Genomic DNA, 15,288 nt, shown 5'->3' with positions numbered 1-15,288 from the left:
TCGTGACTCAGTCGCGCAGCACTTCAAGCAGCGGTGGAGCGGATGCGCCTGTGGCGAGGACCGACACGAAACGGCGCAGGCTCTGCCGGACGAAATCCGCAACCGGGATCTGCGGATCGAAACTCCACCAAAGCAGGGCCCCCTGCCAGTGGGACGCCATCAGGAGGCCAATGCCGGGCACCGGCCCCGATGGACCAGAGAGGCGTTCATCCAGCGCCTGTGAGAGCGCATCGCGCCATCGCGCGCCGCGGGCGCGAAGCGCCGGATCGCGCAAATCCTCGCGCAGGATCCGAAGCCCGTCGGCATAGGTTTCGATGCCGCCATAGCCGCCGGACAGTCCGACGAGCAGGTCGACGGCGCCTTCCGGTGTCTTCGGCAAGTTCGCGGAAAGCTCTGAAGTCAATCGGTCGAGCCCGTCCCAGGCTTGTAAAAGCGTGCGCCGAACGAGGTTCTGCTTGTTCTCAAACCGCTGGACCAGGGTAGAGGCGGAGAGCCCGGTGCCCGTGGCAAGAGCGGCGAAGGTCAGGCCCTCCGGGCCGCTCGCATGCATGATCGCCAACGCGGCTGCCAACACATCTTCATCAGGCATTGTTTTGGGCCGTGGCATCTTGACTCCAATTAATAACCGAATAATCGTTTATATATCCTATTCTCATAGCCACGACCAGATGGCCTCGATCACCGATGGAGGAAAATATGACGCTCAAGGGAAAAATTGCATTGGTCGCAGGCGCCACTCGCGGCGGCGGACGCGGCATTGCCGCCGAACTCGGTGCGGCGGGCGCAACCGTCTATGTCACCGGCCGCACCACCAGAAGCCAGCAGTCGGAATACAAGCGCCCCGAAACGATCGAGGAGACGGCGGAACTCGTCAGCGAACTCGGCGGCGAAGGCGTCGCGGTGCAGGTCGACCACCTGCAATCCACGCAGGTGAAGGCTCTCATCGAACGCATCCGGCGCGAGCACGGTCGGCTCGACATTCTCGTCAACGACGTCTGGGGTGGAGAAAACCTGTTCGAATGGAACAAGGCGGTATGGGAACATGATCTCGACAACGGCTTGAAGCTGTTGCGCCTGGCGATCGACACGCATCTGATCACCGCCCACCATGCCCTGCCGCTGATGATCGAAAATCGCGGCGGGCTGCTTGTCGAGGTGACGGACGGCACGGCCGAATATAATGCCGAGCATTATCGGCTCTCGCCGTTCTACGACCTCGCCAAGGTCGCGGCCAACCGCATGGCCTGGGCGCATGCCAAAGATCTGGAACCGCACGGCGCCACGGCCATCTCGATTACCCCTGGCTGGATGCGCTCTGAAATGATGCTGGAGCATTTCCAAGTGACGGAAGAGACCTGGCGAGAGGCAACGAAGATCCAGCCGCATTTCGTCATTTCCGAAAGTCCACGCTTCGTCGGCCGCGCCATCGCGGCGCTGGCCGCGGATCCGCAGAAGGCCCGGTGGAACGGGCAATCGCTGTCGAGCGGCAGCCTTGCCCAGGAATACGGCTTCACCGACCTCGACGGCTCGCGCCCCGATTGCTGGCGTTACATGCGCGAGGTGATGGAGCAGAACAAGCCCGCCGACGCGACGGGCTATCGCTGAAACATCTCACGCGAAGGCGTCCAGCGATCAGATCGTCAGTGTCTGGATCGCACCGTCACCGAACTCGCAATCGAGTTCCCAACCGGCTGCAGCGGCACGCACACGCAGAAATGTCGCCCCGTCTCCAGCCGCCGGGCGCGTTGCATTGACGACGCAGCGGTAGGTCTTCGCACCATTTCGGATCTCGATCGCCTCGCTGTCGACGATCTCCTCGTCGATGCCGTTGGCGAAGGGATAGGGCGCAAACATCGCCGCCGTGTGGATCGAGTGTAGACGAGTGATGAGAGAGCCATCCTCATCGCATAGATCGACGGTGGCGATGCAGCCTCGATGTTCATCGCCCGAGAGAAACACCACATGCTCGACCCGGTTCTCGGCGATATAGGCAAGCACCTCGCGAAGCGTGTTGGGATAACCGTCCCAGCCGTCGGAATGCAGCGCACTCAGGTTCGTCCACGACAGGCTGCGGTCGCGTTGGATGGCGCGCCGATGCCGCGGCAGGAACATCACCGGCGACACCACGAACTTCGGTGCGGGCGCCAGCAACAGCCATTGCTTCAAACTGTCCATCGTCGCCGGCGCAATCATCGCCGCCGTCCTAAGACCGTCGCCGACCTTGCGGTGTGTGCGCTGCGTCCGTGTGTCGAGCATGAAGAAATGAAAGCCGTCGAAATCGAACATCTCGAGCTTGGCATGCATGCCGCGCTGATACTTCCTGTAGGCTTCGATGCCCCGCGTCACCTTTTCGGCGTTGTCATCGTCGTCGGGATCGGAAATCGGCTCCCAATTGTCGTCGATCTCATGATCATCAAGCAGCATGAAGGACGGGATCTTCCGCAGCACGTTGCGCACGCTTTGCTGGTTGAGCCAGGCTTCATAGGGCAGACGATATCGATCGTCCCGCCGGGTCGGGTCATAAAGGCCCGCTGTCGGGTCGACATAGACCTGGTCGCCGACGAAAAGCGCGAAGCGCGGCTTGATGCCGACATTGGCCTCGAGCCGCTCGCCGATGCGGCGATAGGAATGGTAGGCGACGGCCTCGTCGAGAAATCCGGCCGGATACTGGCACGACGACAGCGTAAAACTGGTGCCGTTCGGCGTCGGTTCCAGGGGCGGCTGCACCGGCGGATCGTAGGGAATGACGCCGTCCCTCAAGTCGAAATCCTGTTCGACAACGGGAAGAGGCGCTGCCTGCATGAAACCCTGCCGCTTTGTATTCGGAGTGGGAAAGGCGAGCGCACGCTCCACAGCGACGGCCATTTCTTCAAATCGACTGAAGGCAAAGGCGATCGCCTGCTTGCTCGCGGCATTGCCCGCACCTGTCGGATCCAGCCGGCGCATCTGCTTCTTCGCGATATCGGCAACGAAATAGCCGTAGGCTGGCCCCTGCCCGGCACGGCCGGGCTGTGCCAGATGCCTGTCGAAATCGAAGGTCGGCAACGACAGCCCGCCGCCAGGACCAGCAATCGGATCACGCGGAGCGGCGGTCTCGCGCAGCACGATTATCGGCGGTGGTGCCGCAATGGGTTCAAGCGGCGGCGGTGGCTCCTCATGATCGAGGTCCGGTGCCGCCAACGCCGCATCCTCGTCGTAGACCAACAGGACCAGAAGCGCATTGCCGCGACCCGCACCAGCGTTGCCCGGCATGCGGGCCGGCAGCGGGGCTTCGAATGCGTCCCAGCCATCGTCTTCAAGCGCCTTGGAGGTATAGGCCACAAGGTGTTCGATGAGATATTGGATATCCCAGGGCTTCGCCGCATCATCCGGTCGACAGATACGTTCGTTGACCAGCCGGATGCGCAGCAACAATGCGGCTTCCGTCGCCCGGTGCGAGGGCGCCGAACCAAGGCGGATCACCAGCGCCGGCGTCTTCGGGCGCTCTTCAGTGAGGATCGGACCGATCCAGGGCGGATAGACCACTTTTTCGCTGTCGGCCTTGATTACACCCGTCGGTATGTCGGCGTCGAGAAACTGCTGGATCTGCTGCAAGGTCGCATGACGCGTCGTTCCCACCAGAGCATCCTGATGGCCCGCACCCGGGTTGACGAAGGGAGGCCTATAGACCCGACCAGCATCGCCAAAAATCTGGCGCATGCGATCAACGGTCGAGACGTGCGACAGGCCGTTTTCCGCCCCATGCACGCTGAAGGTCGGGAACGACCAGTGCTTTTCCAGATTCTGGCGCGAGACCAGGCGATTGCGCCCATGAAAGTCCGTCATCGTCGAATAGCGCACGAAATGCAGTGTCGACGACACCGTCGACAGGCTCAGCGGACCGAAATGCTCGTCGATATAGCGCAGCATCTCGGGCTCCATGTTGCGCACGTTGAAATCGCGACCGTAAAGCGCGTCCATGCGGTGCCGCGTCCGCGTCCAGGGCGTTCGTTTCGTCGGCCATAGCGGATTTTCGACGTCGAATTCCTCGACGGGATAGGGCAGTGTCGACAGCAGCCGATCGAGAAGATCGTCGGCCAGTGTCGGCTCCTTCGGGTTGAAGCTGTAGCAGTCCGGCAGGAAATCGATGAGATAGCGCACGACATAGGCGCGAAAGATGTTGGCCGGTGCGAAGACCACGAGCGGGCCGACCTGCGTGAACGCCGCGCGATTGACGAGCCCGGTCGCATGGCCGTTCAAAACCGCAATGCTGAAAACGACGGTTCCCATGCAATGGGCGATCACGTCGACCGTTCCGTCCGGCGACGTCGCCGCCACCGTCTTCAGGGCTGCCGGCACGTCGACATTGCCGATCTGGTCAAAACTCCAGGCCTGCGTCGCGGTCGGCTGACCAGCGCTGGTTCTCAGATCGGCGATCCAGATGTCACGGCCGGTGCACCAGAAATGGCTGGCGAAGTTGGGGTTGACCGCATGATGCGCAAACGTCGTGCCGCTGGCGCTATAGCCGTGGAACATCACCAGCGGCCGCTTCTTGGTGTTGGGATGACGATAGCGCGTCAGCCGCACTTCGCCGGGGATGTCGTTGCCTCCGCCATCCGGCCGTTCGGGCGCAAGCGCGATGCGGTGCAGTTCGGCGGTGATCGATGCGCCGCCAGGCAGCTTCAGGGTGGTCGGCGGCAGGCGGTTGACGATCGCCTCGCTTGACCGCTTGTCCTGGTCGGGAGAACGAAAGCTCCAGATGTGCAGACCAAGCAGAAGCCGCGTGACGAAGCCGAAGAATGTCAGCAATTCGCCGATGGTGTTGGCGCCATCGCGTTGATTGACGATCCGGAATAACGGCAGGCCGATCCGCGCGAGATAGCCGACATCGAGTTTCAGCACGCGCTCGCCGCTGTCAGCGCTGAGGCCTGGAAACCTGTCGAGCCTCACCTCCATGAGTTGGCGCCAGGGGTTGCAGCGCCTCTCATAGGTGAAGGTCTTGGTGCCGACGATACGGTTGCCAGCAAGCGTGATCTTGCCGCCGACGTCCCGTGGCCCAATGGTCAGATCATAGCTGAGCGCCCTGATCTCGCCGGAGCGGCTGGCGATCGCAAAAGCAGATTTAAGCCGCGACCAGATACCGGGGCCGTCATCCCCATCGACAAGAGCCTGGTAGCCGTCGCGAAGGCCCCGGTTCAGCGTCCACGCCTTGCCGGCACGCCACACCCGCCCAAGCAACGTGCTTTTCTGCCGCTCGAATATCCTGAGGCTGCCGGAAATCGGCGCGCTGAACTCGACGGCGGCGTCGAGTCGCTGCTCCTTCACATGCAAAGGCAACCAGGTTGTCTCGAGCGTTTCCCAGACCTCCCGAGGGAAGATCCGGATCTGGCTTCTGATGGCGCGATCCGGCACTTCGGTCGCGACACGAAGGATCGGATGTCCGCCATTGTTCGGCGTCAATTGTCCAAGTCTCGTCGGTGTAAACCGCATGGTCAGCTCGACGATCCGGGTTTCCTCGACCCCATCAGTGGGCGTCAGGCGAATGCGGCCGACAAGCCGTTCGGTGATTTCCACTTCGCTCGACTGCGCCCGTGCGGCGACGTCGGTGCTGCGAAAGACCGGACGAACCAGTGGTGGACCCATGGGCCGGGCTTCGGCCGCCGCATAGCCCCACTCGTCCGCCAACGTTTCGGCCGCGCGTAGCGCGATCGCGGTAATCGTCAAGGCAGGGTTCGTTGCAAGGGCCGTTGGAATGATCGATCCGTCGAGCACGACGAGATCGTCATACACAGCATCGGAATCCGCCGATGTGAAGACGCGCCCCAGATGGTCGACCACACCGTCCGCGCCGGTATCGGCCATCACGCATCCGCCAAGCGGTTGGACGGTTGCCAACGGTCCGCGCTGGTCTTTGAGCAGCCAGGTCAGATCGGCCGGCAACAGTTTCCAGACCGGATTGGGGATGAGGCGGCCACCTGAGTTCTTGGTCAGCGCCGCGAGCGCCTCGATCTCCTTGTCGAAGATCGGCAGGCCTTGCAGCTTGTCCCAGCGGATCCGCGCGATGCCGTCGCGATCGGTCGCGATGAGATCGCCGTCGAGCTCGATCCGGCCCGCCGCGCCATCATCGGCCATGACGGCGTAGAGGGCCGAGTGGCCGATGCGTGCCGGCGGCACTGCGTAGATATCGTCATCCGGAAACCCCGGCCGGTGACGGCTGCCGTCATGCCTGGCGAGGCCGTGCAGCGTATTGAGCGTGGCAAAAACCTCGGCAAAGGCGATGCGCAGGGCGGCCGGCACCGACATTTCCTCGATCATGACACCGGCGGAGGCACGCAGGTCGATCACGCCGGTAATCATCGGCCCGATCGCCCGGGCCGAGGGTTTGACCGTTTCATCCGCGACAGTGTTGACAGTGGCTGTAGTGGCATAGTCGGCAACCAGCATGTCACCATTGGTCGAGCACCGTGTTCCGAGGTTCTTGTCGGGCAGTTGCAGGCCCAATCCGCGTGACCGCATCAGGATTTCGCTGGAGCCGAGAGTACCGGCGGCCAAGCACGACCTTGCGCGCCCTGATCGGCACCGTCCCGCCGTCGCGCTTTCGCAATTTTGCGTCGGTGTAGACGCTGTTGACGATCCAGCCCGCCTCGCCATCCCTGGCGATGGTCAGCACGGTCGCACCGCTGAAAATTTCCGCACCGTACTCGTGTGCCCGCGCCAACAAATTGACGTCGAGCGAGTTCTTCGCACCCCCATTGCAGCCGGTGGCGCAATCGCCGCAGCGCACGCATTTGTTAAGGCGTACATTGCCCGAACTGACGGTGTCGCTCATCGCGACCGTGATCGAGGCGGGGCGGAAATTGCCGTCCGGGGCGATGGAGCGAACGGAGCGAAACTTTTGCGGCACGCCATCAACATGGTTTGCAATGGTGTTTGGGGTGCCCATGATGGTGCTGCCGAGCAGATCACGGGCGCGATCGAAATAGGATTTCCAGACCGAGAGGTCCTTGAGGGCCGCTGGCCATCCCCTATGGAATATGCTTGGCAGCGGCGTTTCCATGACCCCGGCATTGATCAGCGAGCCGCCGCCCACGCCATTGGCGACGACGGTAACGACCTCCGCACCGATCCTTATGTCGATCAGGCCCTCCTTGTTGTTGTCGCTGCGAATATGGCGCGGCAATTCACCAAGCCCTGTCGGAAACGAGCCTGGCAGATATTCACGCCCGCGCTCGAGCACGCCAACGGAGATCGGCCTGCCCTCATGCATGCGACCGGCGAAGCTCGATGCGGCAACGGCACCGCCATACCCGCTGCCGATGATCAGGACATCGAAGTGCACATTGGCGGGCGCCTTGCGAACACGATCGACCAACCGTTCGAATCCCTGCGATATCCAGGCCGTTTTCGATTCCGTGTCGAGGTCGCTCATGCCGACCTCTCCGGCAAGCTGCCGCAACGCCTCGTCGATGACGGCCTCCGATCCTTTGTCGGTCTGCGATCTGCCTTTGCCAATGTCGCTTCTCTGCACAGAATTCTCCACCAGATGTGCCGCCACCCTCGGTCGCAGCCGCCTTTCTTCCGGTCTTTCCACGCCCGCAAAATATGCTCGCATCCATTTCATGCGTCGAAGCCAGAAGATATCGACTTAACCTTGGGTTGTACATGAGCACAAAGCGCCGCATTGGCCCTTCCGACCCATGTCCTGATTTCGACTGAGGTTGACGCCCCCCTCTTAGCGCCGGGTGAATTATATGCGAAAGTCTGCAGATACGTGAGAGGGGAACCACTAATCCAGAAGTAGTAGGCTCCGCACCCCATCGTGTGAGCGAATTGGGCGCCCCGGCGCTTCCTCCGTCTTTCTGCAGCCGTGAGAAAGAAGTCATGGGAAAAAACGATCCGCTCCTGGAGGGCTTCCTGCCGCTGGAACTGCTCGGCAGGATCACGGCGCCAATGGCGACCGCCCGGCAGCCGTCGCATTTCCGGCCGCGGTGCTGTTCGTGGATGTGTCGCGCTACACGGCCCTCGTCGAACAATTGGCCCGGCGCGGACAGGACGGCCTGGACCAGATCCCGAAACTGCTCACGCTCTCCTACGCCCGCTGCGCCGAACAGATCTGCAGCCGGGGCGGCGAGGTTCTCGGACGCTCGTTCTCAGCGCCGGAGACCAGCTGCGCTGGTGCAATGCGCAGGGCATCCGTTTCTGGTCGCTCTATTATCGCGGAGATTGGAGCGCGTTAGAGCCTGCGGCGCTGACGCTTTTATCGCGGGCCCAGAACGCCGGAACATCCAGCAGGAAATATGGGCCCTGCGCTGCAAGGCGCTCTGCGTGCTGCACATGGATCGACCGCGCGAGGCGGTGGAGGTGCTCAGGCTGATCACCTCGGCCATGCTCGGCTCCGTCGATCTTGCCGCACAGATATCGGCGCGCGGTGCGCTGGCGCTCGCCCGCATCGGCAGGCACGCAGAAAGCGTCGAGGCCGCCGTCGACACGCTTCGTCTGCTGCGCGCCATGCGCCGGCCCTCCTCCCACAGCGCGCTGATCGGCATCTCCGGCGTCGAAGTCCTGTTTCGCGGCCGGGAGGCGGGGCTATCGCGCGAGTACGAGCAATGGGGTCATTGGGAGCGCCAGGTTCTGCATGAGCTTTCGCGCTATTGCCGGGTCTTCCCGGTCGGTACGGCGCAATACGGGCTGTGGTGCGGGCTGGCGCATTGGCTGGACGACAGCAAGGAGCGCGCGCTGTCGACGTGGACTCAGGGTCTTGGCGCAGCCAGGCGCCTGTCGCTCCGGCAGGACGAGGCGACCATCGCAGCGGAGATGCGACGCCGACAGGATACTGTCTGATCGGCAACAGGCCGCCGTCAACCCGGCCTCAGCCTGGCGCGGTTTTCCCTCGACGGCCTTGAACACGCATCTCGCCTCCTATAGTCCGGGTGCCGAGTTGATTTTGGATTGGGACAATCGTGTCGAGAGATCGTTATTCGAGAAAACTGGAATGCTCAAAATGTGGGGCGTCCGGCTTTGCAGAAGCCTCGGAGAACGACGATCCGAAAAGCAGGACCCGTGGTTTTCTCATCGACCAGATGCCAACGGGCTTTTCGACGGAGCGCCCGTCGAGCGATCCTGCTAAACACATGATGCGGTGCCGCTGCGGCCATATCTTCGCCTTCAAGCAGAAGACGGTCTATGCGCCGAGCGGCGAGCCACGGACTTGAGGCATAAAGGGTTCGAACCACGCTTCCTCAAGGTCCGATGCGCCGCCTCCCATGCCTAACCAGGGATCATGAAGCCCGAACCACCAGCCCCATGGCCTCGCAGATCATGACCGCCTGATCGATGGTGATGACGGCGCGCTTCAAGGCCACCGTGTCGGGCTCGATCGTGCTGATGTCGCTGCCGCGCAGATCGCAGCCGATGAAATTGCCGCGATCGAGTGCCGCACCGGACAGATCAACGCCAGTCATCGATCCACCGTCGCAACGCACACCGGTCAGATCCGCCTCGCGCATCACGACGTCGGCGATATCAGCACTGCGAAGATCGGCCCCCTGCAGTCCGACAAAAGACCAGTTTCCGCCCTTGATGCTCGTCGCGTCGAACTTGCAGGCCTCGAACACGCTGCCGACAAACTTGCACGCGTTGAAAGCGACATCATAGAAATTGCACCCGACGAAGGTGCAGTTGATGAAGGCGCTTGCCTCGTGACGCGAGCAATTGAACTTGGCGCGGCGGAACGTGCATTCCTTGAAGACGGCGCCGGCGCTCGTGGCCTCGGTCATATCGAGATCGGCAAAAAGCGTCCGGCTGTGGTTGCGGTCAGAGATCGTCTGTCCATACCAGTCGGCGCTGGTCACCGTTGCATCGAACTTGGAGGCTGCGGTTTCGGCTTTACGGTCGGTCATGTCGGGCGATCCTCCTCTTGCTTCGTCGGGTCAGAACCGCCTGTCTGGCGTGGAAATGCACGGCGCGCAAGCCAACGGGCCGCGTCCGCCGCGTCGCTGGCACAGTCATGCACCGTTCGCTGGCCAAAAACCTGCCGATGCCAGGGTCATTTTTCACTGGTAAAGCCGGCGGCGGCGATAGAGTTGGGAGCGGCTCGCCGAGCCACTTCCAGCCTTCAACTGCAGTCGCAAACGGCACTGGCAAGAGATCAGCTCGGCCAGCGCCAGCCCTGGATTTCCGGCATGCACTCGCCGTATGCGCGGACATAGCGGTGGCGCTCGTCGGGCTTGCCTTGAAGCTCGACAGTGATGAGCAGTCCCGGTGCCGTCACGGTCGATCTCCGTCCAATCACAGATCGCACCATGCGCCACAGGCGGTCGCCGCCGCGGCGCACGGGTTATTTCAGGAACGCCCGAAAGCGTCGCATGGCGAAGGCAAAGAGAATGGCGCCGATCACCAGCAAGGCAAGGAGCTGCGGCCAGACCACGTCCAGCCCCGCATCGCGGAAAAGAACTGCCTGGGCCAGAATGACGAAATGGGTGTTCGGCGCCGCAAGCATGATGGTCTGGATGATTTCGGGCATGCTCTCGCGAGGCGTCATGCCGCCGGAGAGAGCCTGCAGCGGCAGAAGCACCAGCATCAGCAGCAAGCCGAACTGCGGCATGGAGCCGGCGATGGTCGCAAGCAGGATGCCCATCGACGTGGTCGCGAAGAGTTGTAGGGCGGTTGCCAGCAGGAACAGGATGAATGAGCCCTGCACAGGAACGGCGAGCACCCCTTTGACGATGAAGACCAGCGAAACCGCCGAGGCCAACAGCACCACAAGTCCCATCGACCACACCTTGCTGACCATGATTTCGAAAGGGGTCACGGGCATGACCAGCAGGTGCTCCACCGTCCCATGCTCGCGCTCGCGGATGAGGGCAGCACCTGTCAAGACGATCGACAGGATGGTGATGTTGGTGATGACGTTCATCACCGCGCCGAACCAGCCCTTGTTCAGCTCGGCATTGAACCTCGCACGAAGAACAAGATCGACCGGTAGTGACTGTTCGCTGCGATGGCGATCGAGGAAGCCTGAGACCTCGCCGGTGACGATCTGCTGGATGTAACCATTGCCGGAAAAGGCCTGGCTCATGCGCGTCGCATCAACATTGAGCTGGATCGTCGGCGAACGCCCGGCCAAGAGATCCGTCTGGAAATTCGGCGGAATGTCGAGGGCGAAGGTGTCGAGGCCCTGGTCCATACGCCGGTCCATTTCCGCCGGCGTGATCATCTGTGGGGGCACGAAATAGGGCGGATAGAAAGCTGTGGCGATCCGCGTCGAAACCGGCGAGCGATCTTCGTCGACGATGGCGACGGCCGCCCGATTGAGCGTTTCCGGCATCGCTGTCGAGCCGGTATAGACCGACAGCGTGAAGGAATAGACGATCAGGATCAACAGGATCGGATCGCGCCAGAGGCCCCAGAGTTCCTTGATGCCGAGTTGATAGATGTGGGACAGGCGCATCGTCACCTCGCCTGCTTCTTGAGGGACAGGGTGCCGATGGCGAGCAGCACCGGCACCGCGATCAGCATCGGCACGAAGGCGCCGGCAAGATCGCTGAAGCCGAGCGCCTTGGAGAAGGTGCCGCGGGCGATCGTCATGAAATGCGTGGTCGGGTAGATCTGGCCGATGAATGCGCCTGCCCCTTCAAGCGACGAGACCGGATCGATCATGCCGGAATACTGGATCGCCGGAATGAGCGTCAGGATCGCCGTGCCGAAGATCGCCGCGATCTGGCTCGCCATGAAGGTGGAGATGACAAGCCCCATCGCCGTCGCCGCCGAGACATAGATCAGTCCCGCGACCGTCCAGGTCACGAGGCTGCCGGTAAACGGCACCCGGAAGACGAAGATCGCGAACGCCGTCAACAGAACGAAGTTGAGCATTGCGAGCGCGATATAGGGGATCTGTTTGCCGACCAGGAATTCCAGCCGCGTCACCGGCGAGACATAGAGATTGACGATCGACCCCAGTTCCTTCTCGCGCACGACACTGAGCGCCGACAGCATGGCCGGTATCAACATCAGCAAAAGCGGAATGACTGCGGGAACCATGGCGACGATGCTCTTGACGTCAGGATTGTAACGGAAGCGCGTCTCGATCTTGAAGGTGCCGGTGGTTGCCGCATTGCCGTAGCGTTCGCGGATCTTGCCGGTCAGCCAATGGGCATGCAGCCCCTGGACATAGCCCTTGACCGTTTCGGCCCGGCTGGCCATGGCGCCATCGATCCAGGCGGCGATTTCGACCTTATCGCCACGGGCCGCATCGCGGGCAAAACCCGGCGGGATCTCGATCGCCAGGCTGAGTTCGCCGTTGCGCATGCGCCGGTCGAGGTCGGCGTAGTCGGTGATCGGGTCCTTCTCGATGAAGTAACGCGAACCGGCGATCTCGAGAATGTATTCGCGGCTGGTGGTCGTCTGGTCATGATCAAGCACCGCGAAGGTCAGGTCCTCGACATCCATGTTGATGCCGTAGCCGATGACGAACATCAGGATCACGGTGCCGATGGTGGCAAGCGTCGCCCGGATCGGATCGCGAACCAGCTCCAGCGCCTCACGGCGGGTATAGCTGAACATGCGCCCGACATCGAAAAACCCCGATTTCGAGGCGGGCCGCTTTGGGGCCTCAGGCTTGACGACCGGCTCCGAGGGGGCCTTTGCCCGAACTACCGCGGGAGCCGCCTGCTTCGCCCCGGCGATCGCCTCTTCCAGATAGGTGATGAAGGCCTCCTCCAATGTCGCTGCCAAGCGGCTCTTCATGATGTCGGCGGGCGTATCGCTCACCAGCACTTTGCCCGCATGCATCAGCGACATGCGATCGCAGCGCATCGCCTCGTTCATGAAATGGGTGGAGATAAAGATCGTCACCTGCTCGTTGCGGGAGAGGTCGACGAGGATCTGCCAGAAACTGTCACGCGCCACGGGATCGACGCCCGATGTCGGTTCATCGAGGATGAGGATGTCGGGCGAATGGATCAGGGCGACCGCGAGCGAGAGCCGCTGGCGCACGCCGAGCGGCAACGCGTCCGGCAAAGCCTCCATCACGCCTGAGAGGTCGAAGCGTGCCGCAAGTTCCTCGATTCGGTCAGGAATGGTATCGGCCGCCATGCCGAAAAGCTTGGCGTGCAGTTCGAGGTTCTGCAGAACCGTAAGCTCGGTATAGAGCGAGAAGGCCTGCGACATGTAGCCGACACGGTGGCGGACCTCCATGTCGCGCGGGTCAACCTCGCGGCCGAACAGCTTTGCCGTGCCTTCGCTGGCGGCAAGCAAGCCCGTCAGCATCTTCATCGTCGTCGTCTTGCCGCAGCCGTTGGAGCCGAGAAAGCCGAAGATCTCACCGCGGCCGATGCGGAAGCTGACATTGTCGACCGCGACGAAATCGCCAAAGCGCATGGTGAGGTTGTTCGCCTCGATGGCGATATCCTCGCCAACACCTTCCGGGCGCGGCGGAATGACGACGTCATGATGCTCGCGCCGCAACTCCTCGGGAAGCAGGGCGATGAAGGCGGCGTCGAGCGTGTCGACGCCAGTCTTTTCAAGCAGTTCACCGGGCGTGCCCGTTGCCAGCACCCGGCCGGCATCCATTGCCACCAGCCAGTCGAAGCGCGCCGCCTCTTCCATATAGGCGGTTGCGACGATGACGCTCATACCCGGCCGCTCAGTGCGGATGTCGTCGATCAGTTCCCAGAACTGGCGGCGCGACAAGGGGTCGACGCCGGTGGTCGGCTCGTCGAGGATCAGGAGATCGGGATCGTGGATCAGCGCGCAGCAGAGCCCAAGCTTCTGCTTCATGCCGCCGGAAAGCTTGCCCGCAGGACGCTCCGCAAAGGGAGCCAGACCCGTGCTTTCGAGCAGGCTTGCGATCCGCTTTTTACGCTCCTCGCGATCGTGGCCGAACAGACGGCCGAAGAAATCGACGTTCTCGAAAACAGAAAGCGTCGGATAAAGGTTTTTTCCGAGGCCCTGCGGCATATAGGCGATGCGCGGGCAGGTGCGGCGCCGGTGGCCGGCATCGGCGATGTCGCCGCCGAGCACGTCGACGCGTCCGCCCTGCACGGCGCGTGCACCGGCGACGAGAGAGAGCAGGCTCGATTTTCCCACCCCGTCCGGCCCGATCAGGCCGGCCATGCAGCCCGAGGGTATATCGAGCGTCACGTCGTCCAGCGCCTTCGTCTTCCCATAGGAAAGCGTGACGGCGCTCAGGCGAACCACGGGCTCCGCCGGCGGCAGGCCGGCCCGGTCGGGATCCGCCATCACTGCACCAGCGTGCCGGTCTGGCTCGCCGGCCACTCAGCATTGGGGTCGACCTTCACATAGGCAACGCCCGGAAGACCGGTTTTCACCATGCGGATATACTTCTTCAGGAGTTCCTTGGGGATCTGCGCCTTGATGCGGAACGTCAGCTTCTGCCGCTCCTCGGCCGTCTCGACCGTCTTCGGCGTGAACTGCGCGACATCGGCGACATAGGAAACCTTGGCGGGAATGATGTACTGCGGCGCTGCATCCAGCACGAGACGGACCTCGCTGCCGATCGACAGAAGCCCTGCCTGATCCGTCGGCAGGAAGAATGTCATGTAGACATCGCCGAGATCGACGAGATTGAGCACACGGCCGCCCGCCGCCAACACTTCGCCGGGCTGGACGACACGATATTGGATGCGGCCATCACGCGGCGAGACCAGAGTGCTGTCGTTGATGTCTGCGACGATGCTTTCGACCGATGCCTTGGCTGCCTCGACCGAGGCTTCGGCATCGACGACCTGGGATTTCGCCGAATTGATCGCCGCATTCGACGCGGCGAGCGAGGCTTCCGCGGCACTGGCGGCAGCTCTTGCCCCCTCTGCCGTCGCCCGGTCGTCGTCGAGCACCTGCTGTGAAACCGTGCTCGTCTTGACGAGCTGCTCGGAACGGGCGAGCCGCCGCTCGGCAGCGTCCAGTTGTGCCCGGCGTTGTGCCAGAACGGCGTCGGCTGCCGCCTTTTCCGCCTCGCGCTGGGTCACAAGGTTCTTTGCCGCTTCGACGCCGATGACGGCGCGCCTCTCCTGTGCTTCCGCCTGCCGTTTATGGGCCTCCAGTTGGACCGTATCCATCTGGGCAAGCACCTGACCGGCAGTGACGAAGTCCCCCTCGTCCACCATGATCTCTTTGATTCTGCCCGGCGTTTTCGTCGAGATATCGATCTCGACCGCTTCGATGCGTCCGTTGCCGCTGGCGATCCCGGCGGGTAGCGCATTGCGATCCAGATTCTGCCAGGCGTAGTAGCCGCCCGCCAGCGCAAGAACGACCAGACCGATCACGAGCCAATTCTTCCGGGCTTTTTCCATA

At 62.6% G+C, this 15,288-nt stretch carries 11 protein-coding genes; 3 read left to right on the top strand and 8 right to left on the bottom strand.

Going from position 1 to position 15,288, the window contains the following annotated elements:
- Window positions 1-7: 7 nt before the first annotated feature.
- Window positions 8-607: a TetR family transcriptional regulator gene (locus J3R84_RS21710; protein WP_203527774.1), complete on the bottom strand. Its 600-nt coding sequence runs from the start codon at window positions 605-607 to the stop codon at window positions 8-10.
- Between the two features lie 89 nt (window positions 608-696).
- Between J3R84_RS21710 and J3R84_RS21705 the strand changes: the two genes are divergently transcribed.
- A complete protein-coding gene (locus J3R84_RS21705; RefSeq protein ID WP_203527771.1) occupies window positions 697-1,605 on the top strand; it encodes an SDR family oxidoreductase in 909 nt (302 codons plus the stop codon).
- 27 nt (window positions 1,606-1,632) lie between these two features.
- Here the strand turns inward: J3R84_RS21705 and J3R84_RS21700 are convergent, their stop codons facing one another.
- Entirely contained in the window at window positions 1,633-6,495 is a 4,863-nt protein-coding gene (locus J3R84_RS21700; protein WP_203527768.1) for an alkaline phosphatase D family protein, read from the bottom strand.
- Window positions 6,425-7,507 carry a GMC family oxidoreductase N-terminal domain-containing protein gene (locus J3R84_RS21695; RefSeq protein WP_203527765.1) on the bottom strand — a complete coding sequence of 361 codons (1,083 nt, stop codon included), beginning with the start codon at window positions 7,505-7,507 and terminating at the stop codon, window positions 6,425-6,427. Before J3R84_RS21695 ends, J3R84_RS21700 begins: the two co-directional genes overlap by 71 nt.
- An 806-nt stretch (window positions 7,508-8,313) precedes the next feature.
- On the opposite strand from J3R84_RS21695, the gene J3R84_RS21690 reads away from it, so the two are divergent.
- Complete coding sequence (locus J3R84_RS21690) at window positions 8,314-8,820, top strand: hypothetical protein (RefSeq protein ID WP_203527762.1); 507 nt, start codon at window positions 8,314-8,316, stop codon at window positions 8,818-8,820.
- Window positions 8,821-8,936: 116 nt separating this feature from the next.
- Window positions 8,937-9,191 (top strand): hypothetical protein, encoded by a 255-nt coding sequence (locus tag J3R84_RS21685; RefSeq protein ID WP_025429345.1) that lies wholly within the window; start codon window positions 8,937-8,939, stop codon window positions 9,189-9,191.
- A gap of 66 nt (window positions 9,192-9,257) precedes the next feature.
- On the opposite strand, the gene J3R84_RS21680 is transcribed toward J3R84_RS21685, so the two are convergent.
- From J3R84_RS21680 to J3R84_RS21665, 5 genes are all read right to left on the bottom strand, one after another.
- The gene (locus J3R84_RS21680) at window positions 9,258-9,878 is read right to left on the bottom strand and encodes a pentapeptide repeat-containing protein (RefSeq protein WP_057209919.1); all 621 of its coding nucleotides are present in this window, start codon (window positions 9,876-9,878) and stop codon (window positions 9,258-9,260) included.
- Between the two features lie 248 nt (window positions 9,879-10,126).
- Entirely contained in the window at window positions 10,127-10,249 is a 123-nt protein-coding gene (locus J3R84_RS38515) for a hypothetical protein (RefSeq protein WP_255569825.1), read from the bottom strand.
- Between the two features lie 66 nt (window positions 10,250-10,315).
- Entirely contained in the window at window positions 10,316-11,428 is a 1,113-nt protein-coding gene (locus tag J3R84_RS21675) for an ABC transporter permease (RefSeq protein ID WP_057209922.1), read from the bottom strand.
- A gap of 2 nt (window positions 11,429-11,430) precedes the next feature.
- Window positions 11,431-14,217: a ribosome-associated ATPase/putative transporter RbbA gene (rbbA, locus tag J3R84_RS21670; protein ID WP_203527759.1), complete on the bottom strand. Its 2,787-nt coding sequence runs from the start codon at window positions 14,215-14,217 to the stop codon at window positions 11,431-11,433.
- Window positions 14,217-15,287 (bottom strand): HlyD family secretion protein, encoded by a 1,071-nt coding sequence (locus tag J3R84_RS21665; protein WP_025429349.1) that lies wholly within the window; start codon window positions 15,285-15,287, stop codon window positions 14,217-14,219. Before J3R84_RS21665 ends, rbbA begins: the two co-directional genes overlap by 1 nt.
- Window position 15,288: the final 1 nt, after the last annotated feature.

Source organism: Ensifer canadensis (assembly GCF_017488845.2).
GTDB classification, from domain to species: Bacteria; Pseudomonadota; Alphaproteobacteria; order Rhizobiales; family Rhizobiaceae; genus Ensifer; species Ensifer canadensis.
The sequence above is the reverse complement of the archived record's forward strand: the minus strand, read 5'-3'. Positions and strand labels throughout refer to the sequence as shown.